The organism is Sphingomonas sp., assembly GCF_030145815.1.
Lineage (GTDB): Bacteria > Pseudomonadota > Alphaproteobacteria > Sphingomonadales > Sphingomonadaceae > Sphingomonas.
The window spans coordinates 31,721-48,166 of sequence record NZ_JAIXHL010000016.1; the positions used below are offsets into that span (position 1 = coordinate 31,721).

General features: G+C 67.5%; 14 protein-coding genes. 6 read left to right on the top strand and 8 right to left on the bottom strand.

Annotated features, from left to right (window positions below; genetic code table 11):
• Positions 1-6 precede the first annotated feature (6 nt).
• Positions 7-486, top strand: coding sequence for an isoprenylcysteine carboxylmethyltransferase family protein (locus KYX69_RS14870; RefSeq protein WP_300498601.1), 480 nt, complete (start codon positions 7-9; stop codon positions 484-486).
• A 9-nt stretch (positions 487-495) separates the two neighbouring features.
• Here the strand turns inward: KYX69_RS14870 and KYX69_RS14875 are convergent, their stop codons facing one another.
• Complete coding sequence (locus tag KYX69_RS14875) at positions 496-906, bottom strand: thioesterase family protein (RefSeq protein ID WP_300498602.1); 411 nt, start codon at positions 904-906, stop codon at positions 496-498.
• A gap of 132 nt (positions 907-1,038) precedes the next feature.
• Here KYX69_RS14875 and KYX69_RS14880 point away from each other — a divergent pair, with 132 nt between their 5' ends.
• Both KYX69_RS14880 and KYX69_RS14885 read left to right on the top strand, forming a co-directional pair.
• Positions 1,039-2,166 carry a zinc-binding dehydrogenase gene (locus KYX69_RS14880; RefSeq protein WP_367280210.1) on the top strand — a complete coding sequence of 376 codons (1,128 nt, stop codon included), beginning with the start codon at positions 1,039-1,041 and terminating at the stop codon, positions 2,164-2,166.
• A 101-nt stretch (positions 2,167-2,267) separates the two neighbouring features.
• Positions 2,268-2,900, top strand: coding sequence for a YceI family protein (locus KYX69_RS14885; protein WP_300498603.1), 633 nt, complete (start codon positions 2,268-2,270; stop codon positions 2,898-2,900).
• A gap of 4 nt (positions 2,901-2,904) precedes the next feature.
• Here KYX69_RS14885 and KYX69_RS14890 read toward each other — a convergent pair whose 3' ends face one another.
• The gene (locus KYX69_RS14890) at positions 2,905-3,300 is read right to left on the bottom strand and encodes a BLUF domain-containing protein (RefSeq protein WP_300498605.1); all 396 of its coding nucleotides are present in this window, start codon (positions 3,298-3,300) and stop codon (positions 2,905-2,907) included.
• Positions 3,301-3,573: 273 nt separating this feature from the next.
• On the opposite strand from KYX69_RS14890, the gene leuA reads away from it, so the two are divergent.
• Both leuA and argJ read left to right on the top strand, forming a co-directional pair.
• Complete coding sequence (gene leuA / locus KYX69_RS14895) at positions 3,574-5,238, top strand: 2-isopropylmalate synthase (protein WP_300498606.1); 1,665 nt, start codon at positions 3,574-3,576, stop codon at positions 5,236-5,238.
• A 109-nt stretch (positions 5,239-5,347) separates the two neighbouring features.
• On the top strand, positions 5,348-6,571 hold the full coding sequence (gene argJ, locus KYX69_RS14900) for a bifunctional glutamate N-acetyltransferase/amino-acid acetyltransferase ArgJ (RefSeq protein WP_300498607.1): 1,224 nt from the start codon (positions 5,348-5,350) through the stop codon (positions 6,569-6,571).
• On the opposite strand, the gene KYX69_RS14905 is transcribed toward argJ, so the two are convergent.
• The 4 genes from KYX69_RS14905 to addB form a co-directional block, all read right to left on the bottom strand.
• On the bottom strand, positions 6,568-7,086 hold the full coding sequence (locus KYX69_RS14905) for a hypothetical protein (protein ID WP_300498609.1): 519 nt from the start codon (positions 7,084-7,086) through the stop codon (positions 6,568-6,570). The genes argJ and KYX69_RS14905 overlap by 4 nt on opposite strands.
• Before the next feature lie 77 nt (positions 7,087-7,163).
• Complete coding sequence (gene trxA, locus KYX69_RS14910; protein ID WP_300498611.1) at positions 7,164-7,490, bottom strand: thioredoxin; 327 nt, start codon at positions 7,488-7,490, stop codon at positions 7,164-7,166.
• A gap of 52 nt (positions 7,491-7,542) precedes the next feature.
• Entirely contained in the window at positions 7,543-10,953 is a 3,411-nt protein-coding gene (gene addA / locus KYX69_RS14915) for a double-strand break repair helicase AddA (RefSeq protein ID WP_300498613.1), read from the bottom strand.
• Entirely contained in the window at positions 10,934-13,876 is a 2,943-nt protein-coding gene (gene addB, locus KYX69_RS14920) for a double-strand break repair protein AddB (RefSeq protein ID WP_300498614.1), read from the bottom strand. Before addB ends, addA begins: the two co-directional genes overlap by 20 nt.
• Before the next feature lie 101 nt (positions 13,877-13,977).
• Here addB and KYX69_RS14925 point away from each other — a divergent pair, with 101 nt between their 5' ends.
• Positions 13,978-14,364, top strand: coding sequence for an endonuclease domain-containing protein (locus KYX69_RS14925; protein WP_300498615.1), 387 nt, complete (start codon positions 13,978-13,980; stop codon positions 14,362-14,364).
• A gap of 337 nt (positions 14,365-14,701) precedes the next feature.
• Here the strand turns inward: KYX69_RS14925 and KYX69_RS14930 are convergent, their stop codons facing one another.
• Both KYX69_RS14930 and KYX69_RS14935 read right to left on the bottom strand, forming a co-directional pair.
• Positions 14,702-15,400, bottom strand: a complete 699-nt coding sequence (locus tag KYX69_RS14930) for a nucleotidyltransferase family protein (protein WP_300498669.1) — start codon at positions 15,398-15,400, stop codon at positions 14,702-14,704.
• 59 nt (positions 15,401-15,459) lie between these two features.
• On the bottom strand, positions 15,460-16,431 hold the full coding sequence (locus KYX69_RS14935) for a phosphotransferase (RefSeq protein WP_300498671.1): 972 nt from the start codon (positions 16,429-16,431) through the stop codon (positions 15,460-15,462).
• Positions 16,432-16,446 lie beyond the last annotated feature (15 nt).

Here is a 16,446-nt window from a genome sequence, read left to right on the forward strand (position 1 = left end):
AGCCCCATGACCGAACCGAAATCCGACACTCCCGGCGTCATCGCTCCGCCGCCGCTGATCTTCCTCGGCTATCTGATCGCGGGAATCGCGCTCGAATATCTGGTGGTCCGCACCCAGGGACTCGACATGCCCGGATCGCTGCGCTGGACCGTCGTCGCACTGTTCCTGCTCGCGGGAGGTGGGCTGATCGTCGCAGCGCTGGGACGGTTCAAGGCGGCCGGAACCCCCGCCCCGCCCTGGCAGCCGACCACCGCCTTCGTCGTGCAGGGCATCTACCGCTGGACGCGCAACCCGATGTATCTCGGCATGACGCTCGCCTATCTCGGCCTTACCGTCGCCGCGAATGCCCCGGTCGCCTTATGGCTGTTCATCCCGCTGATCATGACGATCCACTATGGCGTCATCGTGCGCGAGGAACGCTACATGGCCGACAAGTTCGGCGTCGCGTACATCAACTACGTCCACAGCGTCCCGCGCTGGCTTTAGCGCGCGGCGTTACGCTTCGCGCTTCCCGAAGAAATGCTCGACGATATGCTCGGCGATCCGCGCCGGGCGCAGCGTCGTTGCATCGACACAGCACCAGCGTGACTTGACCTCGGCCAGCACCGTGTCGCCGCGCCGGATGACCGTTTCGTAAAACGCGCTAACGCCCTGAACCTTCTCCAGCAGCACCGTCGCGACCACTTCGTCATTGAGGAAGGCGGGCTTGCGATAGGTGATCTCGTGCTTGAGCGCGACCCACAGGTGTTTCGCCACCTCTTCCGCCGGAGCCAGCTTCTGCCAATGCGCCAACACCGCCTCCTGCACCCATTTAAGGTAGCTGGCGTTATTGACGTGTCCCATGAAGTCGATGTCGGCGGGATCGACCGGGATCGGAACTTCGAACGGGGTGGCTGCACGGGTCATGAGGTTCACCTTAACGTAAACCGCGCCCGAACGCGAGGGGGCACAATGCGCTCGGCAACGATTTCTAACGCCCCATTGATCCCGCTTTCGAATTCACGGTATGCCCATGTCAAACATCATAAGGAGGATGCATTGAGCAACACGATCCCGGCCCAGGCCAAGCAGATGTTCTCAACCGTGACCGAGGACGGCGGCCTCGAACTCACCCTGCGCGACGTCCCGGTTCCGCAGCCGACCGGAGACGAAGTGCTGATCCGGGTCGAAGCCACCCCGATCAACCCGTCCGACCTTGCCGTGATGCTCAGCGTCGCCGACTCCAATGCCTTCACCGCGCTCGGCTATGGCGCGCGGGCGGAAATCCCCGAAGGCCTCCGCCGCCATGTCGCGGTGCGCGCGGGCAAGCCGCTCCCGATCGGCAATGAAGGCGCCGGTACGGTTGTCGCCGCGGGAGACGATCCCGCCGCACAGGCGCTGATCGGCAAGACCGTGGCCGCAGCGGGCGGCGGCTTCTACACGCAATATCGCCTTCTCCGCGCACGCGACTGCCTCGTCTTCCCCGACGGCATCGCCGCCGAGGAAGCCGCCTCGTCCTTCGTCAACCCGATGACCGCGCTCGGCATGGTCGGTACGATGCGGCGGGAAGGTTACAAGGGCCTGGTCCACACCGCCGCCGCGTCGAACCTGGGCCAGATGCTGGTCAAGCTGACCCTGTCCGAAGGCGTGCCGCTGGTGAACATCGTGCGCAGCCAGACCCAGGCGCTGCTGCTGCGCGATCTCGGCGCGACCCATGTCGTCGACAGCAGCGCGCCCGACTTCATGGCGCAACTGACCGAAGCGATCGCCGAGACCCAGGCCTTCCTCGCCTTCGACGCGATCGGTGGCGGCAAGCTCGCCGGCCAGATATTGACCGCGATGGAAGCCGCCGCCGTCCGCACCAACCCGGCCAACGGCCCCTATGGCTCGTCGACGATGAAGCAGGTCTATATCTATGGCGGCCTCAGCACCGCCCCGACCGAGCTCAATCGCGGTTTCGGTATGATCTGGGGCGTCGGCGGCTGGCTGCTCACCCCTTACCTTATGAAAGCGGGGATGGAGGAAGTGATGCGGATGCGCGCCAAGGTCGCGGCGGAGATCCGTACCACCTTCGCCAGCAGCTACAGCAACCGCATCAGCCTGGAGGACGCAGTCCAGCCCGGCTGCATCGCCGCCTATAATCGCCGCGCGACGGGTGAGAAATATTTGATCCTGCCGCAACTTTGATCGCGCGTCGGGAAACCCTGCGTTCCCATTTCGTGATTTGAACTCGACGGGGGTGTCGCGCATTGTCGTGGCGCCCCCGTAACGCAATCCGGAGAATCCCTATGCGCATCGTCCTCGCCACCCTGCTCGCCGCAACCGCCATCGCCACGCCCCTCGTCGCGCAGCAAATGCCGGGGTCGAAGGACAAGGCCGCGATCACCGGCGGCAGCTACACCGTCGACGCCAACCACACGCTGGTGAAGTGGGAGGTCAACCATTTCGGCTTCTCGCCGCTGTGGGGACTGTTCGGCCAGGTCACCGGCACGATGCAGCTCGACCCCAAGAACCCCGCCGCGTCCAAGGTCGACGTGACGATCCCCGTGTCGAAGATGGTGACCGGCGTCCCCGGCTTCACCGCACACCTGCTGCGCGACGGCAAGGATGGCGGCAAGCCCGACTTCTTCGGTTCGGCACCCGCTGACGCCAAGTTCGTGTCGACCCACGTCATGGTCGACGCCGATGGCGACGAGGCCAAGGTGCACGGCAACCTCACCCTCAACGGCATCACCAAGCCGGTGACGCTGGACGTCGATTTCTACGGCGCGGGCAAGGCGCCGGCGCAGATGGGCGGCAAGGAAAATGTCGGGTTCGAGGCTGAGGCGACGATCAAGCGCAGCGATTTCGGCCTTGGCTATGCCGTGCCTTTGGTCAGCGACGAGGTCGAACTGACCATCGCCGCCGCATTCCAGAAATAAGACTTCAGGCCGCGCGCCGAATTTTCGCAAAGCCTTCAAAGGTGGCGCGAACATTCGGCGACGCGGTCTCGAGCCGTTCGGCGATCTGCGCCAACAGCGCATCGCTGTCACTACCCGGCATGCGATGCGCCATCGCCCAGTCGCCAAATTCGCGCGCTGCAATTTCACGCCGCGACAGCGTTACGACCGCGCGGTGGCGCGTATCGCCGCCGATCCGCGCAAATGCGCGCTCGACCGCCTCGGCCGGCCCCTCCAGCACCTGCAGGAACCGCCGCCCATCGGCGTAGAGAAATCCAGTAACGCCATCGCGCTCGTTGTTCCGGCGAGAGACCGTCAGGATCTGCGCGACGTCGATCGGGGCGCAGTTGGCCGCACTGCTGATGTACATGATTTGAAGCATTTTTTCGTCCTGTCCGGCCCCCGACTGATCCTATGCCGCTCAAATCTTTATAGAATGATATCGTCCGCACGGGATCGGGCCGCAGCATTACGTACTGGACATTTGTTGCGCGCCCGCGCTAAGCGCCGCGCATAATGTTGCCGAACCGCAGCCTCCTCCTGCTTCGACTTACCCGCCCTTAGGGCGTGGAGTCGCGTGGCCACGCGCCGCGCACACGGCCTAAGGGCAGAGCAAAACCCCTCCCCGACCGTCCGTTTCGAAGCGAGAAGTCCCATGTTGCGCGACCCCAGCGTCAAATACCGCCCCTTCCCCCAGGTCGATCTGCCCGATCGCCAATGGCCGAGCCGCACGATCACGCGCGCGCCGCGCTGGCTCTCGACCGACCTGCGCGACGGTAATCAGGCGCTGATCGACCCGATGGATGCGGAAAAGAAGACCCGCTTCTTCGACCTGATCTGCCGCGTCGGGATCAAGGAGATCGAGGTCGGCTTCCCCAGCGCGGGCGCGACCGAATTCGACTTCATCTCCGGCCTCGTCCGCGACGGCCGCATTCCCGACGACGTGACGGTTCAGGTGCTCACGCAGGCACGGCGCGACCTGATCGAGACCAGTTTCGAAAGCCTGCGCGGCGCGAAGCAGGCGATCGTGCATGTATATAACGCCGTTAGCCCGGCATGGCGGCGCATCGTGTTCGGCATGGAGCGCGATCAGGTCAAGGCGATCGCCACCGACGCCGCCCGCATGCTGCGCGACGGCGCGGCGGCCCAGCCCGACACCGACTGGCAGTTCGAATATTCGCCGGAAACCTTCTCCACCGCCGAACTCGATTTCTCGATCGAGGTGTGCAGTGCGGTGATGGACGTGCTTCGCCCCACGCCCGAACGCCCGCTGATCCTCAACCTGCCCGCGACGGTCGAGGCAGCGACGCCCAACATCTATGCCGACCAGATCGAATATTTCTGCCGCCACATCCCGAACCGCGACAGCGTCGTCATCTCGCTGCACACGCATAACGACCGCGGCACCGGCGTCGCGGCGGCGGAGCTTGGCCTGATGGCCGGCGCCGACCGGGTCGAGGGCTGCCTGCTCGGCAATGGCGAGCGCACCGGCAATTGCGACCTCGTGACCGTCGCGATGAACATGTACACCCAAGGGGTCGATCCCGGCCTGACCTTCGACGACATCGACGAAGTGGTGAAGACGGTCGAATACTGCACCAACATCCCCGTCCATCCGCGCACGCCCTATGCCGGCGACCTCGTCTTCACCGCTTTTTCGGGCAGCCACCAGGACGCGATCAAAAAGGGCTTTGCCGCGCAGGAAGCGCGCAACGACGACCTGTGGGAAGTGCCCTATCTCCCGATCGATCCCGCCGATCTCGGCCGCAGCTATGAAGCGGTCATCCGCGTCAACTCGCAGTCGGGCAAGGGCGGCGTCGCCTGGGTGCTGGAGCAGGACAAGGGGCTGAAGCTGCCCAAGCGGCTCCAGGCCGATTTCAGCCGCCATGTGCAGCGCATGGCCGACGAAACCAGCCGCGAACTCAACGCGCAGGATATCTGGGCAACCTTCCAGTCCGCCTATCGCCTCGCCACGCCGCAGCGCTTCACCCTCGGCGCCTATGACGAAACCCGCGCATCCAACGGCGAGCGCATCTTCGCCGGCGCGATCGAGGTGGACGGCGTGTCGCGGTCGGTCAGCGGGCGCGGCAACGGCCTGATCTCCAGCGTCGTCGCCGCGATCCGCGACGGGTTCGGGGTCGATCTCGACATCGCCGACTATGCCGAACACGCGATCGGCCATGGCTCGACCGCCCAAGCCGCCGCCTATGTCGAATGCCGCACCGCCGACGGTCGAACCGTCTGGGGCGTCGGCATCGACGAGGACGTCGCCACCGCCAGCGTCCGCGCCGTACTCAGCGCCGCGAGCGCGCTGGCCTGAATTGCCGTCGCCCCGGCGCAGGCCGGGGCCGCCAAGTTTTTCAGGGATGCCCGCACCACAGGGCGGCCCCGGCCTCCGCCGGGGCGACGAAAGGAATAGAGGAACTGCAATGAATCGCTCCCCGCTCGCCCCCGCCGCCTTCCCATCACTTCCGGCAATCCCCGGCGTCACCCTCCGCGTCGCCCGCGCGCACTACAAGCAATGGGACCGCTGCGACCTCACCTTCGTGACGCTGGACGAGGGCACGGCGGTCGCGGGCGTCACCACCACCAGCAAATGCCCCTCACCCGAAGTCGAATGGTGCCGCGACGCGCTCCCGCTCGGCAAGGCCCGCGCGCTGGTGGTCAATGCCGGGAACAGCAATGCCTTCACGGGCAATCGCGGACGCGCTGCGGTCGAGGCAATCGCTGCGCGGGTCGCGGGGCATCTGAACTGCCAGCCCTCGGACGTGTTCGTCTCCTCCACCGGTGTGATCGGCGTCCCCCTCCCGATCGACAAGGCCGAAGCCGGCCTCGACGCCGCCTTCACCGCCGAACCGTGCAACTGGGAGGATGCCGCCAACACCATCGGCACCACCGACACCTTCGCCAAGGGCGCGATGACCTCTGCCATCGTCGATGGCCGCACGGTCAACCTGGTCGGCATCATAAAGGGTTCGGGAATGATCGCTCCCGACATGGCGACGATGCTCGGCTACATCTTCACCGACGCCGCCGTCGATCCCGCCTTCCTCCAGCGCGCGTTGTCCGACGCCAACCGCAAGAGCTTCTCCTGCATCACCGTCGACAGCGACACCTCGACCAGCGACACCGTCCTCGCCTTCGCCACCGGCGCGGCGGGCAATGCGCCGCTCACCGATGACGACAGCGACGGCGCCGACGCCTTCCGCGCCGCGCTCGCCGAGCTGTGTCTCCAGCTCGCCCATCTCGTCGTCCGCGACGGTGAGGGCGCGTCGAAGTTCATCCGCATCGATGTCGAAGGCGCCGAAAGCGACGCCAGCGCGCACCGCATCGCACTCAGCATCGCCAACTCGCCGCTGGTAAAGACTGCCATCGCGGGCGAGGATGCCAATTGGGGCCGCATCGTCATGGCCGTCGGCAAGGCCGGCGAACCCGCCGACCGCGACACGCTCGCCATCACCTTCGGCGGCGTGCAGGTCGCGTCAGCCGGCCTCGCGGTCGAAGGCTATGACGAAACCCCCGTCGCCGCGCATCTCAAGGGCCACGAGATCGAAATTGGCGTCGACCTCGGCCTCGGTGAAGGCCGCGCCACGGTGTGGACCTGCGACCTGACCCATGGTTACATCTCGATCAACGCGGACTATCGGAGCTAGTATTTCTGGCGGACCAAAAGGTCGGGCCCGGCATAACCCTCGACCTTGTGGAGAAGTCGGACTTTGATCACCTGATCGACAATCATGCCGCGCTGGGACATCCCGAAATGGCCGTATTCCCCCGCACGCACAGTCTTCCGTCCGATCCACTCGACTTCGAAAACACGCGTAGCGCCCGAATCGTCTGATGAGAGGGCGCGTCGCGTATCACCGCGATACGTGGTCTTTTCATCGAAGGAGGGCCATATCCGTTCCTGCGGTTGCAGATATGGTGGCCCTGCTGGTGCCCCTTCTATGAAAAGTTGCCCTTCAAACTCGTCAAAATAGACGCCGGTAAACCGCTGAACCAGTCCAAAGTCGAAGCAGTTTCGTTCGGGAACAGAACGACCGATCCGGCTGCCGTCCGGCTGAACCTCATCCGGCAGAGCACACCTCCGATAGGGATCGTACCCCTCGACAACTCGGATCGCGGCGTCCCAAGCCAAAGAGACGGGGCGCGGCGCGTGACCGGACATCGTCCATTCGTCGAGCCCCCAATAAGCGAGTGGGATCGCGAGTAGCGTTACTACGCCGCCCGCGATCCAACTCCTTCTCACACCACGCTCTCGATCCATGCCTTCAGCTTGGACTTCGTATTGATGTCCTGAATCCCCACCTGCTGCGCGACCTTCTGCCCGTCCTTGTAGACGAACAGCGTCGGGATGCCGCGAATGCCCAGCTGGCCCGGCGTGTCGGGATTTTCCTCGATGTTCAGCTTGGTGATCGTGACCTTGTCCGCCAGTTCCTCGGCCAGCTCTTCCAGGCTCGGGCCGATGATCTTGCACGGGCCGCACCATTCCGCCCAGAAATCCACGATCACGGGCTTGTCGGACTGCAGCACGTCGGTTGCAAAGCTCTCGTCGGTAACGGCCTTCGCCATGTCTCAAATCTCCTGTCTGTTGCTGCCTAACTAGGGTCGGCAGCCGCGCGTCTCAAGCATCGAGTGGCAAGCTTTGTTCGCCGCCCGCGAAGCCCGGCTTGTGCGCCGCGACCAGATCGGCGGGCAGTTCGAACAGCACAGGCCCCGCCGTATAGAGCAGTCCCGCGACCACCTCGCGCCCCGGAAAGATCACCTCCAGCGCCGCGACATAGGCCGCCATCTGCCGCACATGATAGGGCGGCACATCGCCGAGCGTCCCCGGCGCGCGCCGCCCGGTCTTGAAATCCACCACCAGCACGCGATCGTCCGTCACCAGCAGCCGGTCGGCAGTCCCGGAAACGACATGCCCCCCGCCCACGACCGCCGCGACCGGGGCTTCGGCCAGCGCTTCCGGCCCGAACAATTCGGCAAAGCGCGGCTCGGCCAGCACCCCCAGCGCCGCACGCGCCAGCTCCGCCCGCTCACCCGCATCCTCAACGCCGCCAGCGCCCGCCAGCCAGCGCTCGGCCACTTCCGCGCGCCGCTCGGCAGCGACCACAGGCAGCCGCTCCAGCAACGCATGGATCAACCGCCCGCGCTCCGCCGCCGCACGCAGCGCCGCAGCCGGCGGCGGATCGGCGACCAGATCCTCACCCAGCGATGACGGCGCCAAGGGTCGCGGCGGCCGCGCCTCGACCGGAGCCGCCCGCCGCGCCCATTCGGGCACTGCTCCCGCCGCCTCGCCAGCCTCCGCCACAACCGCCTTGCGCGGCACCGCACGCGTGGGCGCAATCCCGGTGAAGCTCCGCTCGCCCTCGCCCGCTTCGACACCCAGCGCATCCAGACCCGCCGCCGCCGCCGTGTACCAGCTCAACGCCGGCGGCTCGCCCTTCGCCTTTGGCCCCAGCGCGCCCGCGATCACCAACCGCTCCTCCGCCCGCGTCGCCGCAACGTAGAACAGCCGCCAATGCTCCTCCAGCTCGCGCGCCTCGGCAGCGCTCACCGCATCATCGACCGGCCCGCCACGCTCGGCCTTGCCCGGGCGGAACACCGGGAGCTTGAACCCCTCGCCCTCCGGCTCCCACTCGACAAAATCCCCGCGATTCCCCGCCACCGGATCGGCGGTCGCATCGGCCAGGATTACCAGCGGCGCCTGCAACCCTTTCGCCCCATGCGCGGTCATCACCCGCACCGCCGCCTGCGGTTGCGCCGCATCGCGCACGATCTCGACATCGCCCCGGTCGAACCAGTCAAGGAAGCGCTGCAGCGTCGGCGTCGCTACCCCCTCGAACCCCAAGGCCGCTGTCAGCAATTCTTCGATCGGATCAAGCGCTTCGGCGCCCAGCCGGTGGAGCAGCTTGCGCCGCCCGTCCATCGGCCCGGTCAGGATTGCCTCCAGAAACCGGTGCGGCGTCATGAAATCCGCCCGCGCGAGCAGTCCGAACAGCGGCTCCAGCCGCTCCGGCGTCTGGGTCGCGCGCAAATGCCGCCACAGGCTTCCACGCTCGCGCATCGCGGCGACCATCAGTTCATCCTGCGTCCACCCGATCAGCGGCGACACCAGCAAAGCCGCCAGCGACAGGTCATCGTCCGGCTGCAACGCAAACCGCACCGCCGCGAGCAGATCCTGCACCGCCAGCGGCGCATTCAGCCGCAGCCGGTCGACCCCCGCCACCGGCACCCCCTCGGCATAGAGCCGTGCGACGATCAGCCCGGCCAGCTCACCGCGCCGCCGCACCAGGATCATCACATCCTCGGGCCGCAGCATGCGCCCCTTGCTCTCCAGCTCCAGCGTGCCGATCCAATCCCGGATCTGCCCCGCGATCCGGTTGGCCAGCTCGCGCGTCGCGTCGTCGATCCAGCCTTCCTCATCCTCCGGGTCGCCGCCCGTCACTACCGGCGGCCACAACGTCGCCGTCCCCGGCCCTTCGACCCGGCTGGCATGGGGCTCGGGCTCGGCAAATTCACCCATGCCCGGCGGCGGCAGCGCGCCAATCGCCGCATCGACAAACTCCAGCACCGGCGCGGTCGAACGGAAGCTGTGCACCAGCGACAGCGTATCCAGCGCGCCCGCCGCGCGCGTATCGAAATGCTGCTGCGCCGCGCGGAAATTGACCGGGTCGGTCCCCTGAAAGCCAAAGATCGCCTGCTTGTAATCCCCGACCGCGAAGATCGTCCGCACCTCCTCGCCATGCGCGCCTTCGCCGGCAAAGAACTCGTCGGCCAGCGCGCGCACGATCCGCCACTGGTTGACGTTCGTGTCCTGCGCCTCGTCGATCAGGACATGGCTGGTCGCCTGATCCAGCTTGTAGCGGATCCAGTCACCCATCCCGTCCTGCTCAAGCAGCGCGACCGCCTTCCCGATCAGATCGTCGAAATCGACCGCCCCCGCCCGCCGCTTGGCCGCCGTGTAGGTCGCGGCATATTCCCGCCCGGCCTCCAGCCCCTGCGCCAGGCAATCAACATAGCCCGCCCGCGCCACCATGCCCTGCACCGCGATGCACGCCTCGCCCAGCGCGATCAGCAGGTCTTCATAATGCGGCTCGATCGCCGCCAGCTTCGCCGAAACCTTGCGCGGCTCGTCCTTCCCGGTCAGCGCCAGCTTGCGCAGATCACTCAGCCCCGCGACCCGCTCCACCGGGTCCGCCGCGATCCACGCCCGCGCCACTCCGGCATCGCGCGTGCCGGTCGCGGTCCCCCACGCCTCGTTCGCATCGGCAATCCGCGCCAGCCCGTCCACGTAGAACGCATCGTCGCTGCACCACTCCGCCGCCGCAGCAGCGACATCTCCGGAAGGCAGATCGAACGCCCGCCGCAACCACGGCTGGATCCCGCTCGGCATCGCCGCCATCGCCTCGGGTGCCCGCGCGCAGGCGCTTAGAAACGCCTCGGCCTTGCCCTCGCCCAGCCGCAGGCTCAGCGCCCCGACCGCATCGATCACCCATCCGCGCCCCTCGCGCTCGGCGGTGACCAGCATCTCCGCCAGCGCCTCGCGCGCCAGCGCCGATTCCTCGCGCGCCTCCAGCGGCCGGAACCCCGGCGTCAGCCCGGCCTCGACCGGAAACGCCGACAGCAAGGTCTGGCAGAAACTATGGATCGTCTGGATGCGCAGCCCCCCGCCCGGTGCATCCAGCACCTTGGCGAACAAGGTCCGCGCCAGCGCAATCTGCGCATCGTCGGCCGGCTCGCCCAGCGCCTCCAGATCGGCGAACAGCTCGGTCCGCTTCGCCCGCACCCAATAGGCCAGCCGCCCGCTCACCCGCGCCGCCATCTCCGCCGCGCCCGCCTTGGTAAAGGTCAGGCACAGGATCGCGCCGGGATCGACCCCGCGCAGCAACAGGCGAAACACGCGGGCGGCCAGCACCTGCGTCTTCCCCGTCCCCGCGCTCGCCGACAGCCACACGCTCGCCTCCGGCTGCGACGCCGCCCCCTGGCTCCCCGCGAGCGGCGGAAGTGCGGAGATATTAGCGCCGCTCACGGCCATACCATTCGTCCCGGCGCATCAACTGATCGTAATCCGAATAGGGCGCATATTCGGGGTGCAGCTTGGCCGTAAACGCCTCGCCCCCGGTCAGATAGCGCCCCGCCGTATCGGCGAAATTCTCCGCCGCCGTCGGCACGAACTCTTCCGGCTTCATCCGCCCATATTTCTCCGCCGGATCGACCGGCGTCGCGACATAGCCGAACTCGCCATTCCTGCGCGCGAGCGACCAATATTCGAAACAGCTCGCCCGCCCCGAAATCCCGACAAACCCGCCGCGCTCGGCGATCAGGCCCAGCAGGCCCAACTGCAAACTATATCCCGCGCGCACCGCCTTCGTGCTCGGCGGCTGGCCGGTCTTGTAGTCGACAATGCCAATCGTCCCGTCGCCCATCGCATCAATGCGGTCGAACTTGCCGGTCAGGCGCACGCCCGCAATGTCGATCCCGCCCTCCTGCTCCACCGCCAGGATGCGCCGCGCCGGATGCGCCGCCGTCTCGCGCACGATCCAGCGCACCGCCTCGATCAACCTTGGCTGCCACAGAGCCCGCATCATCGGGTGCGCCGCGCGGAGCATCTCCAGCACGCGCGGCTCCAGCGCGTCGGGGTCACAGCCATCATGCCGCGCCCATTGCTCCAGCACGTCATGCACCGCCGTCCCGCGCCACGCCGCGCTCGGATCGGCATCGACCGGATCGAGCGGGCGCAGCCGCAGCATGCGCTTGGCGTAAAAGGCATAGGGGTCGGCCTTCAACCGATCGACATCGGTCACCGGAATCGATCGCGGGCGGATCGCCACCGGCGGGCACGGCTCGGGCCGCGTGACCGGCGCATGCACCCCCGGCACATCGATCGCGCGCGCCCAGACTTCGATCTCGGTCGCCCGCTCCAACCCGCCCGACAGCGCCTCCAGCCGCAACCAGAAGCGCGACGCGATCGTCGGCGCCCCCGCATCGCGCTTGGCCCGCGTCAGCAACACCTCACGCGCACCCAGCCCCTGCGCCAGATCATGGGCCGCCAGCCCGATCCGCCGCTCCAGCCCCGGCAGCCCCAGCTCGCTACGAATGCGCGGTGCCAGCCACGGGTCCGGCGCAGGCAGTCCCGGCCACACACCCTCGTTCAACCCGCCCAGCACCAGCAGATCGGCGGCATGCAACCGCGCCTCAATCACGCCCAGGATCGCCAGGCGTGGATGCCCACCCTGCGGCGGCCGCACCGCCACCTCATCCATGAGGGTTCGCAGCAATGCCGGCAGACTCGCCGGAGCGATCAGCGCCGGACCATGCACCGCCTCGCGCTCCAGATCGTCGAGCAGCGCCGCCGCCGCGCGCCCGTCGACGCCCGCCCAGATCCGCTCGCCGCATAACCGCTCGGCCCCTTCGCGCAGCTGCGCCAACAGCGCCGCGGGCGGCACCATCTCCGCCGCAAATGCAGCCTCGATCGGTTGCAGCAGCGCCGCAATCTCCGCCCATGGCTCGATCGCCCGCGCCCGCATCCGCGCATCATGGCCCTCAGGATCAGCCAGATGCGCCGTAACCCCGGCCAGCCCCGCAGGCGGCCTCGGCCCCCGCAACGCCAGATCGAGCGACCGAACCTGCTCCAGCCAGCCGATCCGCGCGTCACCCGCGCGCACCAGCGGATGCTTGAGCAGCGCCAGCAACGCCATCGGCGCAAACCCCTGCGCCGCCGCCTCGGCCAGCGCCAGCAACAGCGTTCCCGGCGGCAGGATCGACAGCGCCGACCCGGCGGAATCGTCGATCGCAATCCCCCAGCGCGCGCAATGCGCCGCCACCCGCTTGGCCAGCGCGCGGTCGGGCGTCACCAGCGCGGCGGTCCGACCGGGCTCCTCGAGCGCGGCGCGCAACGCCAGCGCAATCCCCTGCGCCTCCTCCGCCGGGGTCGCGACTTCCAGCACGCGCACCCCCGCCAGCCGCCGCTCGCCTGCGGGCAGGTCGCTCCAAAGCGTCGTCCGCTCGGCCGGCATCATCGCGCTGGCAATCGCCTTGCTGCGCGCGGGCGGCGCGTCCAGCTCGGTCGCGACGCGCCAAGGTTCGAACTCGCCGCGCTGCACGCCCATCCGGTCGATCAACAGCTTCAGATGGAATTGCGGATGCGTCTCCAGACTGCGCCGCCGCCGTCCGCTCACCGGCTCAGCCGGGAACGGCCCCAGCATCGCCCATTCGTCCGGGTCCATCGCCAGATCGACGCCCGGCAGCACCACCTGCCCCTGCGGCAGCCCCGCAACGACCCGCAGCAGCCGCGCAATCGCGGGCGCACTCGTGGTAATCCCCGCCGCGCACACGAACCGCTCGGGCGGGTCGGCCGTCCAGCGCTTCGCGACCCGGTCGAGCAGCCGGTTGCGCCGCTCGGCCAGATCGATCCGGCCAAGCTTCTCAAGCTCTTGCGGCCACTTCTCCAAAACGATTTCGAACAGGTCGAGCGCGCGCTGCCAATGCACCGTCAGATGATCGAGCAGCACCACGTCGCGCAGCGCGCTCGGCGCGATCTCCTCGACCAGCATCTGGTCCAGCGTCCGCCCCAGATCCCCCGCCAGCCGCACCGCCTCGGCCGCATCGACGTTGCGGTCATGCGCTTCGATCAGCCGCGACAGGATCATCCGCCGCTGCAGCGGTTCGACCGCAGGCGGAATCGGCGCGTCATCGTCAGCCGGGTCAAGAAACGGCCCCGCCGCCTCGTCCAGCTCGGGATCGCCGATCGCCACCATCCGCGGCAGCAACAACCCGCCCCCGCTCGCCCGCACGAACGCATCGGTCATCGTCCGCTTGGCGCGATTGGTCGGCACCAGCACCACCCCCCGCGCCAACCGCAACGGATCCCCCCCATGCCGCCGGATCAACCCCTGCGCGAGCGCGTCGGCGAACGCGCGATGCGGCGGGATGGTGAAGAGGTGCAGGCGGGTGGTCATAGAAGCGCCGACCGTAGGAAAGGCGCACGCATCCTGCTACAAAATTCCTCCCCCGGAGGGGGAGGGGGACCGCCGAAGGCGGTGGAGGGGTAGCTCACCAAATGCTGCACGGCCCAAAGGAAACCCAGAAGCGCGCCAAGCAATTGCGCAGAACCATGACCTTGCCCGAGATCATCCTCTGGCGAGAGCTCAAAAAGCGCCCCGGCAACCTTCGCTTCCGCCACCAGCACCCCGCCGGACCCTATGTGCTCGATTTCTTCTGCCCCCGCTTCAGGCTCGCCGTAGAGGTCGACGGCGAAGCGCATGAATATGGTAACCGCCCCCAGAGCGACGAAGCCCGCGACGGCTGGCTGATGACCCAAGGCGTCCGAACCGTCCGCATCCCAGCTCAGGAAGTCCTGAGCAACCTTGAAGGCGTCATCCAACACATCGTGACGACCGCCCAAAATTCCTCCCCCGGAGGGGGAGGTGGCACCGCGCAGCGGTGACGGAGGGGTAGTTTCGTCAAGCGATGTCGCTGAGAGGAGAGCTACCCCTCCACCGGCTGCGCCGGTCCCCCTCCCCCTCCGGGGGAGGACAGTTTAGCTTCTACCCTCAGGCCCCGACACACAGCCTCCGGCCCCAATGGCGCGTTCATCCACGACATGTTCGCATCGCCTTTTGCGACCGCCCCGTGCCATCACGCCCAATCGCGCCGCCTGTGGCATCCGACGCCTGCGAAAATCTGGCAGAAAACCGCCGCTTCCAGCCCACGGCTTTCCTACACGAACCTATTTGGTTATAGTGTGCACATCTCCAGCCATCCGGAACCGCGAATGAACACACTCACCCGTCCGCCAGCACCGCCTCAGTTGCCGCAATCGCCGGCGGGCTGCCGACATCGAACCACAACCCCTGATGCACCACGCCGAACGCTCGCCCCGCAGCGATCGCGCGTTCCCAGAACAGGTTCGTCGAAAACGGTCCCTCCGGCCAATCGCGGATCACGCGGGGAGAGAGGATCTGCACCCCGGTATAGACGAACGGTGCCAGTCGCCCCGGCTTGCGCCGCCCGACGATCTTGCCGAACGGGTCGAGGTGAAAATCCCCCTGCCCGCCATGACAGTGCGCACGGGCGAGCGGGACCAGCAGCAGCAGCGCGTCCATCCGCGCATCGTCCCACGCCGCCGCCAGCTGGCGGATCGCGTCGATCGGACCGTCGATCCAAAGGTTATCGCTGTTGACGCAAACAAAGGGATCAGCGCCCAGCATTGCGCGCGCCTGCACCAGCCCGCCGCCGGTCTCCATCAATTGCTTGCGCTCGTCGGAGACCAGCACCTCGATGTCCTTCACCCGGTGCGTGACATGCGCCTCCAGTGCGTCGGCGAGGTAATGGACATTGACCACCGCGCGTTTGACGCCCGCACTGCGCAACCGGTCGAACACATGGTCGATCAGCGGCTTGCCCGCGACCTCGACCAGCGGCTTCGGCCGCATCGCGGTCAGCGGGCGCATGCGTTTGCCCAGCCCGGCCGCCATCACCATCGCGGTGTGCGGCACCGCGCCCGCCGGGACGGGCCGGATCGCCAGCGTCTTTTTCGCGCTCACGCCTGCACCACCACCATCGGGTCACCGCGCAGATGCGCCGGGATGTTCGCGTCGAACCACGCCTTCACCGGCGCCAGCGATGGATGCTGAAGGTCACGCTCCAGATAGCCCCACACACGGGGGCACAGCCCGGGATAACGCGGCTTGCCATCGCGCTGCCACAACCGAGTGAAGATGCCGATGATCTTCGCATTCCGCTGCGCGCCGAGCACATGATAGGCGTCGACAAACGCCTGATCCGCCCCGGTAATCCGGCGATAGCGATCGAGCATCGCCGCCTCCAGATCGGGGTGCACATCGCGCCGTGCATCCTGCAACAGCGAGACGAGATCATAGGCCGGATGCCCCGCCAGCGCATCTTGGAAATCGAGCAGGCCCAGCGTCTCGCTTCCCTCGATCAGCATCAGATTCTCGGCGTGATAGTCACGCAGCACCGTGACCCGCTGCCCCTCCAGCGCCGGGGCCAGCACTGCGTTCCACGCCGCGCGATAGCCCTCGACATCGGCATCCACGCCGATCGCCGGGCAATACCATTCGGTCAGCAGCGCCGCCTCACGCTGGCACGTCTCGGCGTCATAGGGGTCGATGTCCGCCGCCTCATGCCCGCGCAGGCGGATCAGCACGTCGATCGCCGCCTCATACAGTCGCAACTCGCTCTCGGGCGCGGCGTCGACCGTCTCGCGCAAGCGCGCGTCGCCGAAATCCTCGATCAGGACGAGGCCGGTTTCCAGCTCCTCGCCATAGATTTGCGGCGCTGCAAACCCGCGATCGGTCAGCCAGCGCGCAATGGAGATGAACGGCCGCGGGTCCTCATGCGGCGGCGGCGCGTCCATCAGGATCGCGCTGCGCCCCGGCGCCTGCACCCGGAAATAGCGGCGGAACGACGCATCCCCGGCCAGCGGCAAGATCTCACCATCCCCCCAGCCGATCTCGGCCAGGAAATGCGGTGCCCGTGCGGGCGGGTTCATGTCGGGGGGCGAGAT